This is a genomic window from Mesorhizobium sp. M0437 (assembly GCF_040321335.1).
GTDB lineage: Bacteria > Pseudomonadota > Alphaproteobacteria > Rhizobiales > Rhizobiaceae > Mesorhizobium.
Genome location: NZ_JAMYRK010000018.1, coordinates 66992 through 89807, shown reverse-complemented (window position 1 = coordinate 89807; position 22816 = coordinate 66992). Strand labels below are relative to the sequence as shown.

The 22816-nt window shown below is 62.5% G+C and carries 25 protein-coding genes; 8 read left to right on the top strand and 17 right to left on the bottom strand.

From position 1 onward, the window contains the following. Positions 1 to 2 precede the first annotated feature (2 nt). From NKI72_RS14230 to NKI72_RS14185, 10 genes are all read right to left on the bottom strand, one after another. On the bottom strand, positions 3 to 263 hold the full coding sequence (locus NKI72_RS14230) for a hypothetical protein (protein ID WP_352836605.1): 261 nt from the start codon (positions 261 to 263) through the stop codon (positions 3 to 5). Between the two features lie 152 nt (positions 264 to 415). Then, entirely contained in the window at positions 416 to 565 is a 150-nt protein-coding gene (locus NKI72_RS14225) for a hypothetical protein (RefSeq protein WP_023677295.1), read from the bottom strand. Positions 566 to 568: 3 nt separating this feature from the next. Further along, entirely contained in the window at positions 569 to 898 is a 330-nt protein-coding gene (locus NKI72_RS14220; protein ID WP_287286361.1) for a DUF2934 domain-containing protein, read from the bottom strand. 128 nt (positions 899 to 1026) lie between these two features. Further along, positions 1027 to 1659: a BA14K family protein gene (locus tag NKI72_RS14215; RefSeq protein WP_352836602.1), complete on the bottom strand. Its 633-nt coding sequence runs from the start codon at positions 1657 to 1659 to the stop codon at positions 1027 to 1029. A gap of 167 nt (positions 1660 to 1826) precedes the next feature. After that, positions 1827 to 2588, bottom strand: a complete 762-nt coding sequence (locus NKI72_RS14210) for an ABC transporter ATP-binding protein (protein WP_352836599.1) — start codon at positions 2586 to 2588, stop codon at positions 1827 to 1829. Positions 2589 to 2625: 37 nt separating this feature from the next. Then, the gene (locus NKI72_RS14205) at positions 2626 to 3624 is read right to left on the bottom strand and encodes an ABC transporter substrate-binding protein (protein WP_352850234.1); all 999 of its coding nucleotides are present in this window, start codon (positions 3622 to 3624) and stop codon (positions 2626 to 2628) included. 58 nt (positions 3625 to 3682) lie between these two features. Continuing rightward, positions 3683 to 4531 (bottom strand): ABC transporter permease, encoded by an 849-nt coding sequence (locus tag NKI72_RS14200; RefSeq protein WP_352836592.1) that lies wholly within the window; start codon positions 4529 to 4531, stop codon positions 3683 to 3685. 40 nt (positions 4532 to 4571) lie between these two features. Continuing rightward, positions 4572 to 5936 carry an LLM class flavin-dependent oxidoreductase gene (locus tag NKI72_RS14195; protein ID WP_352451454.1) on the bottom strand — a complete coding sequence of 455 codons (1365 nt, stop codon included), beginning with the start codon at positions 5934 to 5936 and terminating at the stop codon, positions 4572 to 4574. Positions 5937 to 5988: 52 nt separating this feature from the next. After that, positions 5989 to 6546, bottom strand: coding sequence for an FMN reductase (msuE, locus tag NKI72_RS14190; RefSeq protein WP_352836588.1), 558 nt, complete (start codon positions 6544 to 6546; stop codon positions 5989 to 5991). Between the two features lie 732 nt (positions 6547 to 7278). After that, positions 7279 to 8571, bottom strand: a complete 1293-nt coding sequence (locus NKI72_RS14185; protein ID WP_352451453.1) for an Nramp family divalent metal transporter — start codon at positions 8569 to 8571, stop codon at positions 7279 to 7281. Positions 8572 to 8807: 236 nt separating this feature from the next. Here NKI72_RS14185 and NKI72_RS14180 point away from each other — a divergent pair, with 236 nt between their 5' ends. After that, positions 8808 to 9113, top strand: coding sequence for a hypothetical protein (locus NKI72_RS14180; RefSeq protein WP_023677305.1), 306 nt, complete (start codon positions 8808 to 8810; stop codon positions 9111 to 9113). A gap of 230 nt (positions 9114 to 9343) precedes the next feature. On the opposite strand, the gene NKI72_RS14175 is transcribed toward NKI72_RS14180, so the two are convergent. Further along, positions 9344 to 10198, bottom strand: coding sequence for an aldo/keto reductase (locus NKI72_RS14175; protein WP_352774375.1), 855 nt, complete (start codon positions 10196 to 10198; stop codon positions 9344 to 9346). Positions 10199 to 10427: 229 nt separating this feature from the next. Between NKI72_RS14175 and NKI72_RS14170 the strand changes: the two genes are divergently transcribed. The 4 genes from NKI72_RS14170 (at position 10428) to NKI72_RS14155 (ending at position 12805) form a co-directional block, all read left to right on the top strand. Next, positions 10428 to 11063 carry an ankyrin repeat domain-containing protein gene (locus tag NKI72_RS14170; RefSeq protein WP_352834078.1) on the top strand — a complete coding sequence of 212 codons (636 nt, stop codon included), beginning with the start codon at positions 10428 to 10430 and terminating at the stop codon, positions 11061 to 11063. A gap of 145 nt (positions 11064 to 11208) precedes the next feature. Then, positions 11209 to 11598 (top strand): ArsR/SmtB family transcription factor, encoded by a 390-nt coding sequence (locus NKI72_RS14165; protein WP_352569142.1) that lies wholly within the window; start codon positions 11209 to 11211, stop codon positions 11596 to 11598. Continuing rightward, positions 11595 to 12128, top strand: a complete 534-nt coding sequence (locus NKI72_RS14160) for an SRPBCC family protein (RefSeq protein WP_352472189.1) — start codon at positions 11595 to 11597, stop codon at positions 12126 to 12128. Before NKI72_RS14165 ends, NKI72_RS14160 begins: the two co-directional genes overlap by 4 nt. A 101-nt stretch (positions 12129 to 12229) precedes the next feature. Further along, positions 12230 to 12805: a dihydrofolate reductase family protein gene (locus NKI72_RS14155; RefSeq protein ID WP_352451449.1), complete on the top strand. Its 576-nt coding sequence runs from the start codon at positions 12230 to 12232 to the stop codon at positions 12803 to 12805. Between the two features lie 63 nt (positions 12806 to 12868). Here the strand turns inward: NKI72_RS14155 and NKI72_RS14150 are convergent, their stop codons facing one another. The 6 genes from NKI72_RS14150 to NKI72_RS14125 form a co-directional block, all read right to left on the bottom strand. Then, on the bottom strand, positions 12869 to 13669 hold the full coding sequence (locus NKI72_RS14150) for a class I SAM-dependent methyltransferase (RefSeq protein WP_352834081.1): 801 nt from the start codon (positions 13667 to 13669) through the stop codon (positions 12869 to 12871). 152 nt (positions 13670 to 13821) lie between these two features. Continuing rightward, entirely contained in the window at positions 13822 to 14733 is a 912-nt protein-coding gene (locus tag NKI72_RS14145) for a DUF930 domain-containing protein (protein ID WP_352834084.1), read from the bottom strand. A 183-nt stretch (positions 14734 to 14916) separates the two neighbouring features. Further along, the gene (locus tag NKI72_RS14140; RefSeq protein ID WP_352489988.1) at positions 14917 to 15666 is read right to left on the bottom strand and encodes a glucose 1-dehydrogenase; all 750 of its coding nucleotides are present in this window, start codon (positions 15664 to 15666) and stop codon (positions 14917 to 14919) included. A 47-nt stretch (positions 15667 to 15713) separates the two neighbouring features. Next, entirely contained in the window at positions 15714 to 16718 is a 1005-nt protein-coding gene (locus NKI72_RS14135) for a sugar-binding protein (RefSeq protein WP_352489989.1), read from the bottom strand. A 53-nt stretch (positions 16719 to 16771) separates the two neighbouring features. Next, on the bottom strand, positions 16772 to 17833 hold the full coding sequence (locus tag NKI72_RS14130) for an ABC transporter permease (protein ID WP_352489990.1): 1062 nt from the start codon (positions 17831 to 17833) through the stop codon (positions 16772 to 16774). A 55-nt stretch (positions 17834 to 17888) separates the two neighbouring features. Beyond that, the gene (locus tag NKI72_RS14125; RefSeq protein WP_254819718.1) at positions 17889 to 18629 is read right to left on the bottom strand and encodes an ATP-binding cassette domain-containing protein; all 741 of its coding nucleotides are present in this window, start codon (positions 18627 to 18629) and stop codon (positions 17889 to 17891) included. Positions 18630 to 19098: 469 nt separating this feature from the next. Between NKI72_RS14125 and NKI72_RS14120 the strand changes: the two genes are divergently transcribed. The 3 genes from NKI72_RS14120 to NKI72_RS14110 all read left to right on the top strand — a co-directional run bounded on the left by NKI72_RS14120 (position 19099) and on the right by NKI72_RS14110 (position 22796). After that, positions 19099 to 20532 carry a coiled-coil domain-containing protein gene (locus tag NKI72_RS14120; RefSeq protein ID WP_352472183.1) on the top strand — a complete coding sequence of 478 codons (1434 nt, stop codon included), beginning with the start codon at positions 19099 to 19101 and terminating at the stop codon, positions 20530 to 20532. A 185-nt stretch (positions 20533 to 20717) separates the two neighbouring features. Next, the gene (locus NKI72_RS14115; protein ID WP_352834184.1) at positions 20718 to 22220 is read left to right on the top strand and encodes a serine hydrolase; all 1503 of its coding nucleotides are present in this window, start codon (positions 20718 to 20720) and stop codon (positions 22218 to 22220) included. A 255-nt stretch (positions 22221 to 22475) separates the two neighbouring features. Then, positions 22476 to 22796: a hypothetical protein gene (locus tag NKI72_RS14110; protein ID WP_352501252.1), complete on the top strand. Its 321-nt coding sequence runs from the start codon at positions 22476 to 22478 to the stop codon at positions 22794 to 22796. The last annotated feature ends 20 nt before the right edge of the window (positions 22797 to 22816 follow it).

Genomic DNA, 22816 nt, shown 5'->3' with positions numbered 1-22816 from the left:
GCTCATTTCCGGGTCGAGTAATCCTCGGGCAGCGGAAGCAGGCCAAGCTCCGCCATCCGATAATCGGGCTCCTTCTCCGCGACGCTGGCCAGCACCTCGTGCAATTTCTCGACAAGCCCGCAAAGCTGCCAGAACAGCTCGCCATGCGCCTGCAGATGCAGCTGCGACGACAGCACCGTCTTGCGCAGGCTCAAAGCGTCCCTGATGATCGCCTCCGCATCCCTCGCCGACAGCCTGTCAAACCGGCTTTTTCGTCTGCCCATCGCGGCTCTCCTCGATTTGTGAGCAACCGCCCCGCTTACTGACAAATAGGAAGGCATTCCTCGCAGAGTCAATTCGCTCTTGACATTTTTGTTCCCGTTTTGTTCTGTCTCAACAGAAACTAATGGAGGCATCGAAGCGACAGCACGCCGCCTCAATGCCTCTTGAAATACTGCACCTCACGTTCGTGCTTTTCGGCGGCCTCGCGGGTATCGAAGGTGCCGAGATTGCGGCGCTTGCCGGTCTTTTCGTCCTTCTTGCGCGAATAGAGGCGGTATTTTCCGTCTTTGAGTTTTCTGATCATCTGTCACTCCCCGAGGCGCTGCTTCCCCTTGAGGTTGCGCGCGGCTTGTTCGATAGCCGCCCTGTCGTTGCCCAGCCTGTCGATCAGCTCCTGCGCCTGTTCGCCCGATATGCCGGTGCGCACCGCCAGGGCCTCCACCGTCAAGACGTCGGAGCTCGCGACCTCGCGGGTTTCCGGCAGGGCATCGCCTGCCGTCAGCGGCAGGGCTGCCTCCCTGTCGATCTCGGCCTCGGCCCGGTGCCAGTGCCGCTCGGGATCGCCATGGATCCCGCCTTCGCGTTCCCAGATCTGGTATGCGCGCTCACGAATCTTGTCTTCCCGGTCGTCGCCCATGTTGATTTCTCCTTTGGGTATCGGATGAACGCCGCGCCAACCCGAACGATCCAAGAAATCTGCGTGATCGTTGGGTGGGGTCGCACAAGGCGCCATGCACTGCGGCCGCCAGCCACCCCACGGCCTGCCTACTCGCACTGCCGGCGCGGCCCGCCCGAATACGGCTGATAGCTGTTGTCCTCCGGTCGATATGACCGGTAGCGGCTGAAGCAGTATTGCACGTGGTCGAATGAGAGCTCGGCGGCGCCGGGTTCATCCGATGGCGCGTAGCCCGCCACCGACGACGTATCGCTCGCCTCGAAATAGCTGCCGTCATCGGCGGCGCCGAGATAGGGCGAGATGCAGGGGCGCTGTTGTCCGCTGTAGGATGTGTAGTGGTTGTCGTCCGGCCTGTAGGAGCGGTAGCGGCTTGCGCACCATTCCACGTGGGCGGCGGGTAGCGTCTGCTGCTTTTCCGCTGGCGGCTGGATAGAGCCGGTCGCGGTGATGTCGGTTGTCGACGCTGCGGCATCGGCGGGTTTCGAGCTGCGATCAACTTCCGAGGTGCGAACGGGGACCGGGCGGGCCGGAAGGCGCTCGAGGCGCTGCGCGGCCGGGTTCACCGGTCGCGGGTCCCTGGTCCACAGTTCGGCGACGCTGGAGACCGGGGCGGCCGGCCGTACCGGCTTGGCTATCAGAAGCCAGGTGGCGAAGGCGAGGCCGCTGGCGAATACGGCAAGCGTCAGCACGAAGCCGCCAAAGATTGCGAACAAGGCTTTCATGCCGCGCTCCTTCGCCTCCCGGTTAAGGAAATGCGGGGGTGGGGAATCCGGTTCCAGGAAGAGGGTGGGGGCAGGGCACTAAAGGATGACCCCTCTCTCCGTCTCGACTACGCCGAGACACCTCTCCCGCTTTGCGGGGCGAGGACCCAAGGCCCCTTAGGCGGCTTTCAGTGCAGGCCGAATTCGCGCAGCAGTTCCTCGCGGTAGCGTACGAAGCGGCTTTCGCTGCGCTCGCGCGGGCGGGGCAGGTCGATGTCGATCAGCCGCGCCGCGCCGCCTTCCTCCTTGGGCAGGATCAGCACCCGGTCGGCGAGGTAGATCGCTTCCTCGAGGTCGTGCGTCACCATCACCATGGTGACGTTCTCCTCGCTCCAGATGCGCGCCAGTTCCTCCTGCATGCCGATCTTGGTCATCGCGTCGAGCGCGCCCAGCGGCTCGTCGAGCAGCAGGATTTCGGGCTGCACGGTCAGCGCGCGGGCGATGCCGACGCGCTGCGCCATGCCGCCCGACAGCTGCCGCGGAAACGCATCGCTGAATTCGGCGAGGCCGACGAGCGCGATATAGAAGCGCGCCCTTTCCTCGGCCTCCGCCTTGGGCACGCCGCGCACTTCGAGACCGAAGGCGACATTGCCGAGCACCGTCAGCCAGGGCAGCAGGCGCGGTTCCTGGAAAATCACCGCACGCTCGGCGCCGACGCCGTGCACCGGCTTGCCGTCGATGGCGACGCCGCCGCTGTCGGCGGCCTCCAGCCCGGCTAGGATGCGCAGCAGCGTGGTCTTGCCCGATCCGCTGGCGCCGACGATAACAAGGCATTCACCCGAGCGGATGTCGAGGTTGAGGGTCCTCAACACGGCGAGCGAGCGCCCACTGATGCTGAACGATTTGGACAGGTCGCGTATGCTGACCTGACCGCCGCTTGTGCTGCTCATCGCGCTCGTCTCCCAACTGGTTGGTCGGTTGCTTTTGTCAGTTGGTCTTGGTTTCGCCCGGCCGGTAGAGGATGTCTGTTGCCTTCAGCTTGCCCTTTGGCAGGCGGCCGTCGCGCTCGAGCACGCTGACCCAGAAGTCGATGTCGCGGTCCGTCGCCTTGGCGCCCTGGCGCAGGCCGAAGCCGGTCCAATAACGCGCCAGCTCGCCGTTTTCGCCGCGCTTGTCGAGGATGTTTGCCAGCACCTTGCGCGCTTCGTCGGGGTTCTGCAGCGACCAGTCGGAGGCGCGCGCCGATTGTTCGACGAAGTTGCGGGCGGCGTCGGGATGCGCGGCGATGAAGTCGCGCCTGAGCACGACGAAGCCGCCGGCCAGCTCGCCCAGCACGTCGGTGTCGTTGAACACGCCACGCACACCGCCATTGTCGACCAGCGCCCCGGCAAACGTCGCCTGCCAGTAGCCCAGCGCCGCGATGTCGACCTGGCGGGAGCGCAAGGTCTGCTCGAGCTGCGGTCCGGGCACGACGACGAGATTGGCGGCATCCGGCGACAGGCCGACGCTGTGCAGCGCCTCGCGCACGCTATAGTCGAGATGGGCGCCGAGCGTGTTGACGGCGATGGTCTTGCCGGCAATGTCAGCGATCGATTTGATCGGGCTGTCGTCGAGCACGTAGAAGACGCTGCGCACCTTGCTGTTGATGCCGTTGCTCGGATAGACGGCGACGAAGTCGTTGCCGCCGGAGATCGAGTTGATCACGGCGGCGGTTGCAGCCGAGCCGATATCGACGCTGCCGGAGGCGAGCGCAAACAATGATTCCGGGCCGCCGCCGGAATAGCCGACATTCTCGACCTCGATACCGAGGCCTTTGAAATAGCCGAGCTCGGCGGCCAACTCATGCGGAGAGATGCTGCCACGGCTGGCGAGGGAGCGGAACTTGACGGGTGCCGCTTCGGCAAAGGCGAAGCGCGGCAGGCCGGCGGTGAGAAGGCCGGCGGCGAAGGGCGCGCCGGCAAGCAGGGAACGGCGGGAGATTTTCATGGTCCGGGTCTTTCCTGATTTGAGTTCTGGCCTGGTTGAGATTGGTAAGCGCGGGTGGTCAGTCGACGGCATTGCTCCAGCGGCAGAGCCGGCGCTGCAGGCTGACCAGCGCCTGGTTGGCGATCAGGCCGAGGCCGGCGAGGATGACGATTGCCGCAAACATCAGCGGGATCTGGAAATTGTATTGCGCGTTCATCACCTGGAAGCCGATGCCCTTGTTGGCGCCGATCATTTCGGAAGCGATCAACAGCAGCAGCGCCGTGGTGGCGCTGAGCCTAAGCCCAACGAAGATCGACGGCACGGCGCCGGGCAGCACGACGCGACGGAAGACGGTGAGCTGCCTGGCACCATAGACGCGGGCCATCTCCAGCAGTTTCGGATCGACTTGCTTGACGCCGCCGATGGTGTTGAGCAGCAGCGGGAACAGCGTCGCCCAGAAGATGACGAATACCTTGGACGCTTCGCCGAGCCCAAGCAGCAGGATAAAGACGGGATAGAGCGCCAGCGCCGAGGTCTGGCGGAAGACCTGCAGGATGGGATCGAGCGCGGTCTCGACCGTGCGCACCTGACCCATGAACAGGCCAAGCGGGATGGCGACCAGCACGGCGGCCGCGAAAGCGAGACCGGCGCGCTGCAGGCTGATGGCGATGTCGCTGAGCAGAGTGCCGCCGACCAGCCCCTTCCAAAGTGCCGCGACAATCATGTCGATCGGCGGCAGCACGGCCGCGTTGACCCAGCCCGCGCTGCTCGACACTTGCCAGATTGCGAGGAAAGCGATGAGGACGCCGTAGCGCGACAGGAAGCGGATGCCCGCCCGGCCACCGAGGCGCAGGAAGTCCGTGCCGAGGCTTGTCGTGCTGTCAGGCGTGCCGAGGCTGGCGGCCTGTTCGATGTGCTGCAAGGTCATCGTGTTGCCTCCTGCTTGGAAAATATCGGGCTTCTCGGGATTATTCGGCGGCCAGCACCGCCGAGCGGGCGGCGGTCCAGGGGTTTTCCGGCCGCCTGAGGCCGAGGTTCTCGCGCAACGTCCTGCCTTCATAGGCGGTGCGGAACAGGCCGCGGCGCTGCAGCTCGGGAATCACCAGCTCGACGAAGTCGTCGAGCCCGCCGGGCAGCCAGGGCGGCAGGATGTTGAAGCCGTCGGCGGCTTCGTTGCCGAACCATTCCTCCAGCTGATCGGCGACCTGCGTGGCGCTGCCGATGACGGTATAATGGCCGCGGGCCGTTGCCACCCATTGGTAGAGCTGTCGGATGGTGAAGTTGTGCTCGTCGGCAATCTGGCGGATCAGCGCCTGGCGGCTCTTCATGCCTTCGGTCTCCTTGCTCGGCGGCAGCGGTCCATCGAGCGGATAGCCGGTGATGTCGAGCGTCTGGCCGGCCAGCCCGTTGAGCAGGGCGACGCCGTCTTCGGGCAGGATGAGATCGTTCAGTTGCTGGTACTTGGCGCGCGCTTCTTCTTCGGTGCGGCCGACGAAGGGTGCCACGCCCGGCATGATCAGCACCTGCTCGGGATCGCGGCCGACGGCCGTCACGCGCGCCTTGATATCGCGATAGAATTCCTGCCCCGACGCCAGGTTCTGATGGGCGGTGAAGATGACTTCCGCCGAGTGGGCGGCGAGCTTGCGACCGTCTTCCGATTGCCCCGCCTGCACCACGACCGGGTGCCCCTGCACCGGGCGCGGCACGTTGAGCGGCCCTTTCACGCTGAAATGCGCGCCCTTGTGGTCGATGTCGTGGAGCTTGTCCTTGTCGTAGAAGCGCCCCGATTTCTTGTCGCGGATGAAGGCATCGTCCTCCCAGCTGTCCCACAGCGCCTTGACCGTCTCGACATGCTCATGCGCGCGGGCATAGCGCTCGGCGTGGGCAGGCTGCGTCTCGCGATTGAAGTTGCGCGCTGTTTCGTCGCCGGCCGAGGTGACGACGTTCCAGCCGGCGCGGCCATTCGACAGATGATCGAGCGAGGCGAATTTGCGGGCGAGCGTGTAGGGCTCCTCGTAGGTGGTCGAGGCGGTAGCGATGAAGCCGAGATGCGTAGTGAGCGGCGCCAGCGCAGCAAACAGCGTCACTGGCTCGAAGCCAGCGATCTTGGCGTTGCCGCCTTCGCGGGCGCCGAGCCCGACCGTCAGATTGTCGGCGAGGAAATAGGCATCGAACAGGCCGCGCTCGGCGATCAGGGCGAGCTGCTTGTGGAACTCGAAATTGGTGGCGCCGTCGGCCGGCGCCTCGGGGTGGCGCCAGGCGGCGATATGTTGTCCGCCGCCGGGCAGGAAAGCGCCCAGTTTGATTTGCCTGGATTTGGTGGATCTGGTCATCGCGGCGTGCTCCTGGACGGATCGGAAAGGGGATCTCGGGTCAGTGGTGCGTTCAGGCGGCAAGGCCGACGCCGTAGGGCACCCCGGTTACCCGGCATGCCTCGGCGACCGCCTGCCGGGCGCGGGCGTGGATGGCTTCGGACACCAGAACACCATTGGCAAAGTCCTTGTCGGAGGCGTAGATCGCGGTCGGTACGGTCAGCGCCTCGAAGAAGCCGAACAGCGGCCGCAGCTGGTGCTCGACGATCAGCGAATGGCGCTCGCCGCCGCCGGTCGCGGCGAGGATGACGGGCTTGCCCCTCAGCGATGACGGATCGAGCAGGTCGAAGAAGTGCTTAAAAAGCCCGGTATAGCTGCCTTTGAAAGTCGGCGAGCCGGCCACCAGGATGTCGGCGCCCAGCAGCCGTTCGACGATGTTGCGCGCCGCGGGGTCGAGGTCGCCGAGGCGCCTTGCCTGCGGCAGGGACGCGCCGAGATCCTCGATGTCGAAGACGGCCGAGGCCGCGCCGATGCTTTCGGCGGCCTGCTCGACAATGTGGCTGACGAACGCCTTGGTCTTCGATGGCCGGGTCAAGTTGCCCGACAGCCCCACCACGAGCTTTTTCGACATTCCTGGCTCCCTCTCAAGCGCTCTATTTTAGGATCTTGGGTCTAGCGATCTATGTTAAATCTAGAGAGTTTGTAGAATTAAGAGAGTGAGAAAATTTCAAAAGTAGCGCATTGGGCGAACGGAGTTTGCGGCACATCGCCTGCAATTGGTTCATTCAATGCGCCGCAGCGCGCTGAAAACCCGCCACAGCGCCTTCAGCCGCGATGGCGCAGCGCGTCGGACAGAGCGCATGAAGCCGGCCGGACATATAAGGCAAGTCGCCCTCGGACGCTCTCGGCGCGACGTCGAGGAACTATGTCCCGATACCACAATCCTCGACGGCCTAGCGGTCCTCGGGGAGGATGCAAGCGAGGCACAGGCCACGGCGCTGGAGCGGCTCCGCGGCATGCAGTGAGTCAGGTCAATTTGATTCAAATCCGGCTGTGGATATTTGCTTTTGGCTAAATCGAGGCGGTCATCTTGCCGGCGGGCGGGCAACAGGGAGATGCCTATGACAAGCGACTTTGCCGCCGCACACCTGCACCTTGAACGAGCCTGCCACTATTTGAGCGGCGAGGACGAGACGAGCCGCACGGCTCGTGCGGCTCTGGATCTCCTGATCGATGCAATTGTCGCAGCGCAATACAAGCGGCCGGTGGGAGATGTTGTGGAGTTTCCAAGGCCGGCAAAGCTGGGGCAATCCGCAAGCGGGAACGGGTAATCCAACTAGCGGCGTCCCTTGTCCTGCCGGATTTACATGAACCAGGTGGCCACCAGGCCGATCGTCGCCGAGAAGATGGCGGCGGTCGTTGCCCAACCGAGTATGTTGGTGCTGCGGCTGTTCACCTGCTCCCCCATGATCCTGCGGCTGTTCGTCATCAGCATGATGAGCAGCAACAAGGGCGGCGTCGAGAAGCCCTGAACGATGCCGGACCAGACCAGCGCCTTCATCGGATTGAAGCCAAGGAAGTTGAGGCCGGCGGCGATCGCCGTAAAAAATCCGATGGCGAGATAAAATTTGGGTGCCTCTCGAGCCCGGGCGTGCAGGCTGTTTTTCCAGCCGATGGCTTGCGCCACGTCATAGGCAGCGCCGGCGGTCATGACAGGAACCGCGAGGAAACCGACGCCGATCACGCCTGCGGCGAACAGGACGCTTGCGGCTTGGCCGGCTAGCGGGCGCAGCGCCTCCGCCGCTTGCGCTGCCGTGTCGATATCGTGGTGGCCCGCCTTGTAGAGCGTAGCACCCGTCGACAGGATGATGAAATACATGATGAGATTTGAAAACGTCATGCCTATGAGGATGTCCCGGCGCGAGCGGCGGAGTTCGCCGGCGGTGGCGCCCTTCCTTTGCCTGAGCGTCGTTCGCCCCTGGGCAATCTCCTCCTCGACCTCCTCATTGGACTGCCACGTGTAGAGATAGGCGGACAGCGTGGTGCCGATGATGGCGACCAGGATCGACAGGAACTCGCGGTTGAATTCGATCCTTGGAAGCAGCGTTCCGCGCAGCACCGCCGCGGCGTCCGGTTTGGCCAGAATGGCGGCACCGACATAGGCGAGCAGCGCCAACGCCAGCCAGCGAAAGATGTTGCGGATCAAAGTATAGGAGCCGAAGACCTGGAGGGCGAAGATGAGGGCGGCGACGAACAGCACGATCAGCGGAATGGGAAGCGGCACGAATATGTTGATCGCCGCCGCCATTCCACCAAGATCGGCCGCTGCCTCGATGGTGTTGCCGACGAGCACACCCAACAGCACCGACCAGAGCAGCCACCGCGGGTAGAAGTCCTTGATGACGTGGAACAATCCGCGCCCCGACACCTGGCCGAGCTTCGACGACAGGTAGACGACCGCGTACATCATCGGCAACGTCACCGGAGCCGTCCAGAGCAGGTCGGGTCCGAAACGGGCGCCGGCACTGGCATAGGTGCCTATTGCGGAACAATCGTCGTCGGCCGCCCCTGTTATCAGTCCGAGGCCGAGCGCTCGTCCTATGCCGCCTTTGCCCTCCTTCGGTGGGATGGAATGATCGGAACCGGCCTGCCTCATTGCGACGGGACCGGGTTGCGAACGAAAGACGCGGCCTGCCATGCAATAATGGTAAGGATCGGTCGCGGCGCTGGTCTCATTTTGCTTCCTTCAACAACTTGCCCAAACCCGGCGTGCCATGACTTGTTCCGCGACGACGGGACAGGGGTTTTGTCTCAGGCAAAAAAGTTCGGGTTGACCGCTTCCGAACGCGAAGCGACTATCCGTTCGAGGCGAAGATCGCAGGAGGAAATGCAATGGACGAGCCCGGTCAGTGGCGCCACATGTCGAGCGCGCCAAGGGACGGCAGCAGAATCCTTGTCACGGTTCGGCCGTCCGAACAGGGTCCGGCCGAGGTCGACATGGCTTACTGGGCCCGCGCCGATCAGTTCGGCAGCGAAGGCTGGCGCGCCTCCGACTCGTCTCCAGGACGCATCGTCGAATATGCCGAACCCGAACTGAAGTGCTGGATGCCGCTGCCGTCGGCCAATCTCAGCAAGGGATCGATGCCTAGCCCCTGGGAGGGCGAAGATGTGCCGCTGGTGGATGGCTCCGGGATATGAGCGAGCGGGAAGGGTAGTTTTGATCGCTGGCGGGACAGCGCCCCCCTCTGGCCTGCCGGCCATCTCCCCCTCAAGGAGGGAGATTGGCCCTCATCGCGGCCTTCGCTAATCTCCGACGCTGCAAGAAGGGCGCGGCTATTGAAGCTGCCGATCTCCCCCTTGAAGGGGAGATGTCCGGTAGGACAGAGGGGGGTGTGAAGGAATGCCAACGTCCCGGTTGGCCCGCCTCGTTAGAACAGGAATGCGGCCGTGGCGGGGTTCGGGCCGGTGCGGCCGTCGGGCGAATCCATGCCCCGGATAAGCTCGAGGTCCTTCGCTTCCAACTCGAAATCGAAGACATCGAAATTGGCGGCGATGCGGTCCTGGTGGATCGACTTTGGAATGACGATCAGCCCTTCCTGAAGGTGCCACCTGACGATCGTCTGCGCCACCGACTTGCCGTGTTTCCTGGCGATGCTTTCAAGCGTCGGATCGCTCAACAGCCGGCCGCTGCCCAGTGGGCTCCAGCTCTCGATGCGGATGTTGTGCCTGTCGTGGAATTCACGTTTGTCACGCTGCTGGAAGCGGGGGTGGAGCTCGATCTGGTTGACGGTCGGCGTGACGCCGGTCTCGCCGATGATCCGTTCGAGGTGGTCCTGGTTGAAGTTCGAAACGCCGATCGACTTGATCCGGCCTGATTGCCTGAGTTCGATCAGCGTCTTCCAGGCCTCGACATATCTGTCCTGGCTGGGCACCGGCCAGTGGATCAGGAACAGGTCGATCTGTTCGATGCCGAGCTTGCTCATCGTCTCGTCGAAGGCGCGCAAGGTGGCGTCGCGCTGATGCGCGCCGTTGCGCAGTTTCGAGGTGATGAACAACTCGCTTCTCGGCACGCCGGCCGAGCGGATCGCCTGCCCGACACCTTCCTCGTTCTGATAGCCTTCGGCGGTGTCGATCAGCCTGTAGCCGGCCTCGATTCCCCAGCGCACCACCTTGGCGGTGATGGCTGGATCGACCTGCCACACGCCGAGGCCGATTTGCGGAATGGCGGAGCCGTCGTTCAATCTGATTTGTTCAGGTCTATTCAGGGTAATCTGTTCAGGCATGTTCAGGTCCTTCTGCATCGTTCCGCCCGGCGCAGGCTCTATCTAGTCTGAATGGCCGCCAAAGCCAGTCGATATCAGGAGAATGTGAGGAGACGGACGTGAAGCGCTGATCCTCCGCTTCGGGCCGACAGCTCTCTGTGACCCACGGACTCCAGGGAACTCTATACAGGACGACCCCACTATCGCGGATTCTGTGGTATTCTGTGGACTATCCGAGGAGGCGACTGCGTTGACCAACAGCTTGGAAGCCGAAGGGGCAAGAGACTGGTCGCCCCTGCTGGTCGCGGCAGAACAAGGCGATGCGGAGGCGGTTCGATCGGAATTGGCGGCTGGCGCCGACATCAATCAGTCGGACGACGGCGGCTGGTCTGCACTTCACCTTTCAGCCCTCAATGGCCGCACAGCTGTGGTGGAGGCGCTGATCGAAGACCCGGAAATCGACGTGAATGCCAGAAACAAGTGGAAGAGCACGCCCTTGAGCCTTGCGTCGGCCAAGGGACATTACGCGTGTATCGCAGTCCTCGTGAGACACCCCCAAATAGAGATCAACGCGCGAGCTGACTACTACGGCAGAACGGCTCTTATCGAGGCGGCGAAGAACGGGCATCTCGAAGTCGTCAAGTTGCTCGTGGAGAATGGCGCGGAAGTAAATCTGACCGACAAGACGGGGAGAAACAACGCGCTCATCGAGGCTATCAAGGGGCGGCACTACGAGATCGCGGAATACCTGCTGGATTCTGGGAAAGTGAGCTTTATCAACAAAGAGATGAGGCTAAACGCCCTGATCTGGGCTGGCAGCTGCCACAACTCTCAGCTTATCGAAAAGCTGGAAGCCGCGATCCACAGTTTCTTCAACGGCAAATAAGGGCCTCGCCCTTACTGTCGCGGGGCGCGTCCGTATCTCCCGTCACGTCGACACGCTCGATGGCGCAAACGGCCCCGCGGCGCTTCACAAAAATTATTCAACCAAACGGTTGACTATCTCAAAGCGTGCGTCTATATTCAACTACATGGTTGAATTAGAGACACCCCAGATGGACGCGGTTTTTCACGCCCTTGGCGACGCCACCCGGCGGCACATGCTTCGCGATCTCGCCGATGGCGAGAAAACGGTAAGCCAGCTGGCGGAACCCTTCGCGATGTCGCTCGCGGCGGCCTCCAAGCACATCAAGGCGCTGGAGAACGCAGGGCTTATTCGTCGAGAGGTGAGGGGCCGCACGCATCTGTGCCGACTAGCCCCTGGACCGCTGGCCAGCGCCCATCAGTGGCTCAGCTTCTACGAGCGCTTCTGGACCGGTCGTCTCGATGTTCTCGAACGCCTTCTTCGCGAAGAGGACGCACGCAAAGCCCAGGATGAGTCCAGGAAATCGCCCAACCCGAAAGAAGGAGACGAGCAATGAACCAGATGAGAACCATCGACGCCTATGGCGAGCTGAGCGAGCCCGCCACATTCACCATCCAGCGCCTCTTGCCCGGCCCCATCGAGCGCGTCTGGGCCTATCTCACCGAGAGTGACTTGCGCCGGCAATGGATGGCCGCGGGCCAGATGGAAATGAAGGCCGGCAGCTCGTTCGAATTGGTCTGGCGTAACGACGAGCTGACGGACCCGCCTGGCCAGCGCCCCGCGGGCTTTCCCGAAGAGCATCGGATGGAGGGCCGGATCACCGAACTCGATCCGCCGCGCAAGCTTTCCATCACCTGGGGAAACACCGGCGGCGTCTCCTTCCTGCTGGAGGCGAAGGGTAACGATGTGCTGCTCACCGTCGTTCATCGCCGCCTGCCGGAACGTGCAATCCAGCTCAACATCACGGCCGGCTGGCACATACACCTCGACCTGCTGGCCGCCCGCCTGGCGGGCAAGACGCCGACCTCGTTCTGGGACGGCTGGAGCCGCCTGCGGGAAGAATACGACCGCCGCCTGCCGGCCTGATGTAACTCGCGGCGGCCATCCCTGAGGTCGCCGCCAGCAACACGAAGCAACGCTGAAACGATGAAACGTGCTTGCATCCCGCAAGCCTGATGGAGGAAGTCATGCGCAAATTGATCGCTGGAATGAAGATTTCCGTCGACGGCAAGATGGAGGGGCCCGAGGGTTATGCCGATTGGGTCGACGCGTGGTCGGACGAATACGGCCTGACGCCGCAAATCGACGCTTGCCTGCTTGGCAGCGTCATGTATGCCGGCTACGAGCGCTACTGGAGCGCCATCCAGAACGAGCCCGACAAGCCGCTGCCGATGACCGGCAAGTTACCGAAGCCGGCCGAGCTCGAATGGGCCAGCTTCGCCGCGCAGACGCCGCATTATGTGCTGTCGAACACAATGACTTCGGCGGCCTGGCCAAAGACGCGCTTCGTGCGGAATTTCGAGGATATCGCTGCGCTGAAACAGCAGCCCGGCAAGGACATCTACCTTATGGGCGGCGCCCGAATTACCGCGAGCCTTATCGATGCCGGGCTGGTCGATGAACTCAGGCTGATCGTCTATCCGCTGCTCGCCGGTGACGGAAAGGCGCTGTTTGGAACGGCGAAAAATCGTCGTGGGCTCGAACTGCGCAAGGTCGAACAGCTTTCGGACGGCCGCGTCGGGCTGGTTTACGGGATCGGCTAAAGCGCGTCGCATTCGATCGGCCTCATGCGACGCGCTTTTTCGCGGCGTGCATTAGCGCCAACGTCAGGCAACGGCACCGCGGCAGGCCCAGGCGACATTGGCAAAGGACCTCGGGCCGTCGGGCCGGCCGGCCTCATAGGCGTCGCGCATGGCGGCGTCGGTGCGCGCCCGCTCTTCCGGATCGAGCGCGGCCACATACTTGCCGAGCGGCCCTTCGCCGGCGGCAATCGGCGCCCAGTAATCACCGAAATTTTGGTAGTCCATGCGGATCATCAACTGGGTTTCCGTAACGTCGCGGAGACCCTGTTCGACAAAGGTCCGTTTCATTTCACCCGGCTGCATCATCGGCTGCGTGCAATAGCGGGCACGCAGCTGGCGTCCGCCTTCACTGAGCACCGCCACCGTGTCGATCATCATGCGCATCCCCGGCATGCCGCCGAGATGGTCCCATACCGTCGCCGCGACGACGCCGCCCGGCCGCACGACGCGGCGCATCTCGGCGACTGCCTTGCCGGCTTCGGGCACGAAATGGAGCACGAGCAGGGCTAGGGCACGGTCGAACGCGCCATCCTCAAAGGGCAGGGCGCAGGCATCCGCCTGACGGATTTTTATCCGCGGATCGGTGTTGCGTCGGATTGCCTCCTCGACGAAAACGGCCGAAAAGTCGATCGCCGCGACCTCGCCGAGGTCAGCGGCCTTGACGAGCGCGAAGGTCAGGCTGCCGGTACCGCAACCGACGTCGAGGATCTTTTCGCCGTCGGCAAGCCCCACGAAGTCGATGAACAGCGGCGCGAGTCTTTGGCTCCAGCGGCCCATGAGCTGCTCATAGCCGGCAGCATGATGAACGTTGAAACTTGAAGTCATCGAAGCCTCCTCCCAAAGCCGTATGCTAGACTTCGGCGGCCGCTGACGAAAGCCACTTTTGGCGCGTGTTGGTTCGGCAGCCCGGAGCGCGCGAAGACATCGCCGGCCGGATTTGATGGCGCCGGCCAGCCAGCCTCCGTGGCCTCGACCACCTATTCGGCGGGCAATCCGCGGCGCTTCCATTCGCTGCGCGGCACCGGATTTCCAACACGAAAGGCAAACGACACGACTCTCATCGCGTCCGGATCGACCTCGCAGCGAAAGCTCAGATCGTACCACTGCCCGTTTGCAGGGAACGGCGCACTGGCGACGTTCATGACCGTGCCGGCCTTCAGCCGATACTCAAGCAGGCTGTTTGGGAAATAGGGGGGCGACGCGTGCACCAATTGCTGTGCGAGTTCCGTGTTGCAGAGCTGACCGATCCGCACGGCGCGCGGCACATTTTTCATCGCGGTTGTCGCTACCGGATCACCGGTTGCTGATTTTGAGAACAATCTCTTCGCTTCCTGAAGCTTCAAGGGCCTTTGCACTTTGGCGACATCCGCTGGCTTGGGCTTCGGCGGCGGTGATGCGCCAGGCGACGGAGCCTGGTCTTTCCCCTCAACCGCTGTCACGGCAGGTGGCTGTGCAAGATCCTGGCTACTGGGAACTTGCGGCGCTGGCGGTTGTTCCGAACCATCCTCCGCACTGTTGCCGTCCAGAGACTTGCGAGGACCGGCGTCCTTCTCACCGAATTGGAAGACAGGTCTCTGCGCGGTGACCTCACGGCTCGTCGGCGTCTCGACCTTGGCTTCCGGCTGCTTTTCCGGCTTGGGCGGTTCAGCGGGGGACGGAGGTTTGGTTTTTTCCGGCGGTTTAGGCGGCGGCACGATATCAACTGCGATGGGCTGCTCCTTCTGCGGCTGCGGGGGCGACAGCGGCAGTGCGGACAAAAGAAGCGCGGCGGCGAGCAAATGCACGACCGCGGAGGCAGGCAAGGCCCACCCGAATACCCGGCGCTGATCCCGTATGTCGTCTCTCATTGTGACCGGTGTGTGGAATGAAATATTGGCGGCATCAAGCATCGATGCCGCCAGACGTCGAAATAACCTGTTGCGAATCGAAAGTCGGCGGCTGCAATGCGGCGCGGCATCCAATCGTGTGGCGTCGGCGTCCGCGCAGGGGACCGGGCCAGCAGCGCATGCATCAAGTCGTCATTTCAGGCGGCTAGCAGGCACGCCCTCCCGGCACGGTGTCGCCGGTTGAAATCACAGGGAAACCGATAGCCCGCCGTCAACCGCCAGCACGTGCCCGTTGACGTAAGCGGCAGCGTCGGAGGCGAGAAACACCACGGCTCCGCCGAGCTCCTCAGGCTGGGCCCAGCGGCCCGCGGGGGTTCGTGCCTCGACCCATTTGGTGAAGGCCTCGTCGTGCATAAGTGCGGTGTTGAGCTCGGTGGCGAAATAGCCGGGGGCGATGGCGTTGACGGTGATGCCGTGACGGCCCAGCTCAGCGGCAGTGGAGCGTGTCAGCCCGTGCAGGCCCGCCTTTGCCGCCACATAGGCGTGAATGGTGGGGCGGCCAAGGATCGCTGCGACCGATCCGGTGTTTATTATGCGCCCGAACTTGTTTGGCAGCATCAGGCGCACCGCGTCGCGCATCATGCGGAAGCAAGCCGACAGATTGACGGCAACCACATGGTTGAAATCCTCGTCCTGCCATTCGACCAGCGGTTTCCGATGCTGGATGCCGGCGTTGTTGACCAGAATGTCGAGGCGGCCGTGGCGTTCGACGATTCCTTCGAGCGACGCCCTTGAGATCGCCGCGTCGGTGACATCGAACGGCAGGGCTTCTGCACCGATCCTTTCGGCCGCCACGGAAAGGGCGGCCACGTCGCGGGCATTGACGATCACCGTCGCACCGTTTTCGGCAAGTGCCTTGGCCATGGCAAAACCAAGACCACGCGAGGCACCCGTGACCAATGCGACACGGCCCTTGAGCGAGAACAATTCCGGCATTGAGATCCCCTATGAAAAGGGCGGGAGTTTCCTCCCGCCCAAAAGCGCTATTTGGCGACGCAGGTGTCGGCTGTCTCCGGAGTGCAGACATCGAGGCCCGTGTAGGTCGGGTCGGCCGGCGGAGCCTTGCCCTCCTTCATGTCCTTCAGCGCCATCATCGTCTTGTAGCCCATCTCGAACGGCCGCTGACCGACCTGGCCAAGGGAGAAACCTTCCTTCATCTGGTCGATCTGTACCGGAAGCGTGTCGGCAACGACAAGGGCCAGGGCTTTCGAGGCGATCTTGTCCTTGTACGGTGCGACCGCGGCGCGGTTGGCGTCGGGGATGAACTGCGGGAAGCCACCGGTTGGGACGAATGCGTCGAGGTTCGGGTTTTTCGCCATGATATCCTCGAACTGTTGCACCGAAAGCGGGAAATCATCGTTGGTGTAGAGCGGACAGCCTTCGATTTCGGTCCAGCCGTTCTGGCCCGTCAGCCGATCCCCGGGCGAGGCCGCCGATTTGGTGCCCGAAAGTGTATCGCGAATGCCCTGCATGCGCTCGTTGTGGTTGGCCGCCGCGGCGCCGCCGGACTGGATGCAGATCGTGCCGCCTTTGGGCTTGATCTGCATGACAAGCTTGGCGAGGTTCTCGCCGATCTCATAATTGTGCGTGCCGATATAGGCAACGCGCAGATCCTTGTTTTCGGGCAGGAGATCGGAGTCCCAGGTGAGGACCGGGATGCCGGCTTCCTTGGCGGCCTGCAGCGCAACCGCCATCGCCGCGGCGTTCGATGGTGACACGGCGATGCCGTCCACCTTCTTGGCCACGAGATCCTGTACGATCTGTACCTGCTCGTCGCCGCCGCCATGCTCGCCGGGGCCGATATACATGCACTCCACGGCGCCATTGGATTCGGCCTCGGCTTTCTTGCAGCCGTCGCGTGCCTGGTCGAAGAAAGGATTGTTCATGTTCTTCGGCACCAGGGCGAAGGTGTATTTCGCCTGGGCGCCGGAAACGGCAAGCACCATTGCGCCAAGCGCGACGGCGGCCGTCAGCAGATGTTTTTTCATGTGACGTTCTCCTCCTTGGTGTGATGTCCCGCAAGCCTCCCGCCGGCGGGTTTCTAGCGGCGTTTTTTGGGCATCAAGACTGCCAGCGACGCGGCGAGAATCGATTTGCCGCCCGTTTGCATGCCCAAGAGAACCGCAAGAACGATGAAGGCGCCGACGAAGGCACCCTGCCAGTTTGAATCGATGCCGGCCATCAGCAGCGCATTCCTGATCACCTCGAGGAAGGCCGAACCGATGATCGCACCGAAGGCCGTGCCGGCGCCGCCCATGAGGCTGGCGCCGCCAATGACTGTCGCGGCGATAACGCGCAGTTCGTAGCCCTGGCCCATGGCATTTATAGCCGAACCGTTATAGCCGAGGAGCAGGAGCGAGGCGAGCGCGGCGGTGAAAGCCGAGAAGACATAGGCCTCGAATTTAATCCAGTTGACCGGAACGCCGGTGAGCCGTGCCGCCTCCTCATTGCCGCCGATGGCGAAGAGATGCCGGGCCCAGGCTGTGAAGTTGAATACGAAGCCGACAATCAGGGCCAGGATCACCATGGTCCAGAACTGTGACGACAGTTCTGGTATCCAATGCGGTGCCCAGTCGTTCGGACCATGCCGCGGCCATTTCCACTGACCGATTGCCTTCACAATCGGAGCATCGGGCCCGAACTGGTAGAGCATCTGGTTGGCCGAGAATACGACCGCCAGCGAGCGCGCGACGGACAGCATGCCGAGGGTGACCACAAAGGACGGCATCCCGACATAGGCGACAAAGAATCCGTTGACCGCGCCACAGGCCAGACCGGAGAAAAGGCCCATGGCGAAGGCGACGTACCAGGGATAATGCCAGGTGAGGAACAGGCCGGCGACGATGACCACGAGACCCATGACGGAGCCGACCGACAGATCGATACCGCCGGTGATGATGACGATCGTCATGCCAAGTGCCATGATGCCGAAAGGTGCGAAATTGCGCGTCACATTGGCGACGTTTTCAGAGGTGCCGAAGCTCGGCTCCATCGCAGTCATCAACATGACGAGCGCGATGAGCGCGATCATCACCCAGAAGGGCTGACTTGAAATCACACGTTGGAGAACTGTTTTTTCCTTGGTCGGGACGAAATCCGACATGGCCGGCCTGCCATGTTCTTCGACTGAGCCCTGAACGCCAACTGACTCCTGAACACTATTCGCCACGGATGGCCCCCGTTATCAGTCCGGTGATTTCCTCGGGCGATGTTTTGTCGGCTGGCTTGTCGGCAACTTTCGAGCCCCGCCTGAGGACGATAATGCGATCTGCCACGGCGAACACGTCAGGCATTCGGTGACTGATCAGCATGACGCCGACTCCTTGTGCTTTGAGGCGTCGGATCAGTTCGAGTACTTCCGCCACCTGGCGCACTGAGATGGCGGCCGTTGGTTCGTCCATCAGCACCAGCTTGGCATTTGAAAGCCGGGTCCGCGCGATGGCGACCGCCTGGCGCTGCCCACCCGACATCTTCCTGACGAGGTCGCGCGGCCGGGTTTCCGATTTGAGTTCCTTGAACAGCGCTGCCGAGCGATCGATCATCGCCTGCTTGTCAAGAATCCTGATCGGCCAGAAGCCCTTCTTGATCTCGCGCCCCAGAAAGACGTTCTGCGCGGCCGTCAGATTATCGGCGAGCGCCAGGTCCTGATAAACAACTTCGATCCCCTTGGCGCGGGCCTGCACGGGCTGGTGGAAGTGGCACACCTCGCCCTCGACTACAATTTCGCCGTCGCTCGGAGGAAAATTCCCGGCCACAGTCTTGACTATCGTCGACTTGCCGGCGCCGTTGTCCCCCATCAGACCAACGACTTCGCCTCGCTCCACCTGGAAGCTGACGTCGGTCAGGGCCTGGATAGCCCCGAAATTCTTGGAGACGTGGCGAACCTCAAGCACCGGCATCGCGGTCCTCCCGGGACAACATTTTATCGGTCTTGTCCCTGGTCTATGCACAGCAGCTAATCAGCGAAACGTATTCAACACAATCATTTATTAGGTCAGGCATTTATTAGGTCAGGCCTCCCGGCAGTGACACGCGTCGTCTTAGGCCGTGACCTTGTAGCTGCTGCAGAACACCGAGGGCTCGGCCGGTCCTTAAGACAATCACCAGGCGATCCTCAGGCTTGCGCCGCTTCATATCCGTTTCGGGTGAAATGAGCAGGCATTTTGCGAGCGGTGCCAACGCCTCGGGTATGGAGCGCGGCAGAACACGGTTTGCGTCATTCAAACACACGAGGACAGTGGCCAAGCCTGTCCCTAGCGTGCGTCGGCCAGAGCGCACGTCAGGAGATGAACCCGCATTCGGGGGAGGCGAGGGTCAAGTATTGAAAATCCGCTCCTTGCCGGCGCTGCACGAGAGGGATATTCGGTCATGAATTTCAAAGGTTTGATCAAGCGTGCCGAGACAGTGGAGAGAGCGTTCAAGGAGCTCGAAACCGATTTGGCGGATGCGTTTAGCGAATGTCTCAATGTGGACGATCAGTCGCCGTTGAACGACGTCACTGTGCCGGATGAGACGGTATCGGATGAGAATCTCGCGACAACGGATGACAGCTCGCAGCTCGAAGCCAATGCGGACGCCTTCGAGACCGCACGACGGCTGTCCCCCCATACGCAAACCCGGCTGGCTGCCTTAAATGCGGTCGATGGGCTCTTTCACGACGCGCAGGAGTATCTGGGGGAGATCAATGCGAAACTGTCGGAGATCGCGACCTCGCATCATCTGACGGGCGAATTCCTGAAACTGCTTCACGGCGACATTCTTCGCGCCAACGAATTGGAGCTGGCAAATACCGGCCTGACCGCGCAGCAAAGGGTGCTGTCCGAACAGCTCCACGATGCAACCAGAAAGCAGCGCGAGCGCGACAGCGCTATCGAGGCCCTGCAGCAGCACGAGGCGAGCCTGGTCGAGGACAAGGAAGCACTTCGCGGCGCGCTGGCTGCGGCAAGGCTGGAACTCGTCGTCGCAGGCAATGCGAGCGCAAAACGCGAGGCCGAGTTCGGCGAGCTTGTCAAAACGCTCTCGGCCAGAGCGGTCGAGGCCAACAGACGCTCGCGCGAGAACGAGATGCTGCGGGAGAAGCATGTCAGTCTGTCGATCGATCTCGACAAGGCGCTGAAACGGGAGGCCGAGGCGCGGCACAGGCTGGACGAACTCTCGACCGTCCATGCCAATGACGCCGCGCAGGTTTCCGAACTGCTGGCCGCGCTTGGCAAGAGCGAGAAAGAGGAAATGCGGCTGCAGAAATCGCTCGATATGGCGCAGACGAAGCTATCGGAAATAACGGAAGCGGCCCGCCTCAGGGACGGTGACAGGGAAGCCGAGCTTGCACGCAGTGTCGCGGAGATGACCGGCTTGCGTTCTGAAATCGAGGACCTTCGATCGCGGCTGGAAGCCGCCTCCAACCACAACAGCGAAGCCGTCACCGAGATCGCCAGGCTCAAGGCTCAAGCGAGCGACGCGGTGGCCGAAAAGCAAATTGTCGAGCAAAAATTGTCCGCTCTCACGAAGGAGAGCGAACACGACAAGATGAACCTTTCCGCGGTCAGCGCGAATTTTTCGCAGCTTTCCCTGCAGCAGGCATCCGAACAGATACAGTTCGACGTCCAGCGGCAGGAATGCGAGGATCTGCGAGCCGAAGTCGCGTCGCTTCAAGCCCGGGTCAAGGAACTGTTGCCCTATGAGCGGCTCCACAAGGCCACCAACGCCAGACCGCGTGAAGACGGCGTGGTCGAGATCACCGCCGCGGTGGCGGAGAAGGCCCGCGCCAGCAGGCGGCGCCTTCGCCTGCGCGCTGCTTCGTAGCTCAGGCGCGGCTGTCTGAATTTCGACTGGTGCGAAGCGAACATCCGTCGATGGAAGCGATCCTTGGGGCTGGCCTCCCCTGCGTCAGGCTGCAATAGTGCACGCCGGTGAGGCGGAGGGGGCTGAGCGTGCGGCTATTCACAAACCGGAACCACCTCCGTTGGAGGTTGGCCGTCATCGCAATCATGGTGCTTTCGCCGAAGGCGGCGTCGGCCGACACCATTACGCCCGACCGGGTCGCCGCGGCCATTGCGAAGCTCGAATTGCTTGCCGAAGGCGTCGTCGCGGATGGTAGCGTGCCCGGTCTGGCCATCGGCGCCGTGCACGGCGACGAGGTGATCTTCCTCAAGGGGTTCGGGCATCGCGAAGCCGGAAAACCGGAGATCGTCGATGCTGACACGGTCTTCCAGATTGCCTCGCTCTCCAAGCCGGTCTCCGCCACCGTCGTGGCGGCGCTGGTCAGCGACGGGATCGCTTCGTGGGATTCCAAGATCGCCGACCTCGATCCGGCTTTCCGGCTCGCTCAGCCCTATCCGACCAGCGAACTCACGGTCCGCGACCTGTTTGCGCACCGCAGCGGGCTTCCCGGCACCGCCGGCGACGACCTCGAGGACATCGGCTATGACCGCGCGGAGATCCTGCGCCGGCTGCGGTTCGCGTCGCCGTCATCGAGCTTTCGTGCGGGCTATTCCTACAGCAATTTCGGACTGACCGAGGGTGCGGTCGCGGCCGCGAAGCCGACGGGTAAATCATGGGAAGAGGTCGCCGAAGAGAAGCTCTACCGTCCGCTTGGAATGGCCTCGACCAGCTCCCGTCATTCGGACTTCATCAAGCACGCCAACCGCGCCGAGCTCCACGCCAAAATCGATGGCGCCTGGATCGCGAAGGTCCAGCGCTATCCGGATGCGCAGGCGCCAGCAGGCGGCGTCAGCTCCACCGCACGCGACCTCTCGCAATGGATGCGCCTTGTGCTCGGCAACGGGGTCTATGCCGGCAAGAGACTCATTGCCGCCGATGCGCTGGAACAGACACATATTCCCTTGACGGCTCGCGGCAAGAATCCCGTCTCCGGAGGCGAGGCCTTCTACGGCCTCGGCTGGAATATTGAATTCGGCCGGCACGGGCTGATCTGGGGTCACGCGGGCGCCTTCAGCACCGGCGCACGCAGCCTGGTGATGCTCTTCCCCGAGGAGAAGCTTGGCATCGTCGTCGTCGCCAACGCCTTTCCGACAGGCGTGCCGGAGGGGCTGTCCGACAGCTTCGCCGATCTCGTTTTCGACGGAACGCTGGGGAAGGATAAGGTAAAGGCATGGAATAATATCTATGCGAGCATGTTCGGCCCGGTGATTGCGGCGGCCAAGGCCACCTATGCCGCGCCGCCCTCTCCAGCAAGTCCAGCCGAGCCGGCTAGTGCCTATGCAGGCCGTTACTTCAACGATTTCTTCGGCGATGCTATTGTATCGGGCGAAGGAGACACTCTTGTCCTCAAGGTCGGGCCTGCCGGCGCGCGGTCCTATTCGCTGAAGCATTTCGACCGCGACCTCTTCGTGACCTTCCCCGATGCCGAGATGCCGGACAGGCCCTCGGCCGTCAGCTTTGCCGTCGGCCCCGACGGCAAGGCGTCGGCCATCACCGTCGAATTTCTCGACGACAATCATCTCGGCACGCTGCAACGCGTGGGAGATTAGAGCACTTCCAGGAAAGTCCGGAGCGGCTTTCCGTCCATAATTGCGTAAAAACAGATATTTGGAGCGGGTCAGCGACTATCAAAAGCTGAACCGCTTTAGGTCAAAATTCAATCAGCGGGCTGCCGCCAACAGCCGAGATGGTCAAAAAGCAGTCAAGCTTATTATGGTAGGAATCGCCGATAGCGGATTCGACAAATCATGCAAAGACCGACTAACGAGACCAGTCGGCTTTCGTCCCAAATTGGAGACCAGCAGGTGGCCTGGGTGCAGAATTGGGTCTGGCTAGTTAATTGGAACCCGCTGATCGATGAACTCGGTCACATGGCTGGCGAGGCCCTTGATGTCGGATTGCGTAGGATTCTCGAAGACGAGCTCAAAGAAACCGATACAGATGCATCTCCACAGCGATGGGCATCGTGCCATTTCGATGGTCCCCGACCGATTGCCGCTTTGTTCGGAATTGATCAAGGAACAGACATTTTACTCGTTCGGATCGAGGTGCCAGACAACCTTTCTGTACGCGCCGAGACAACACTTGATCTGATGAAGTCATACGCGTTTGTGGCGCTTGACTGATCGTCCGCAATGGGGTCGAA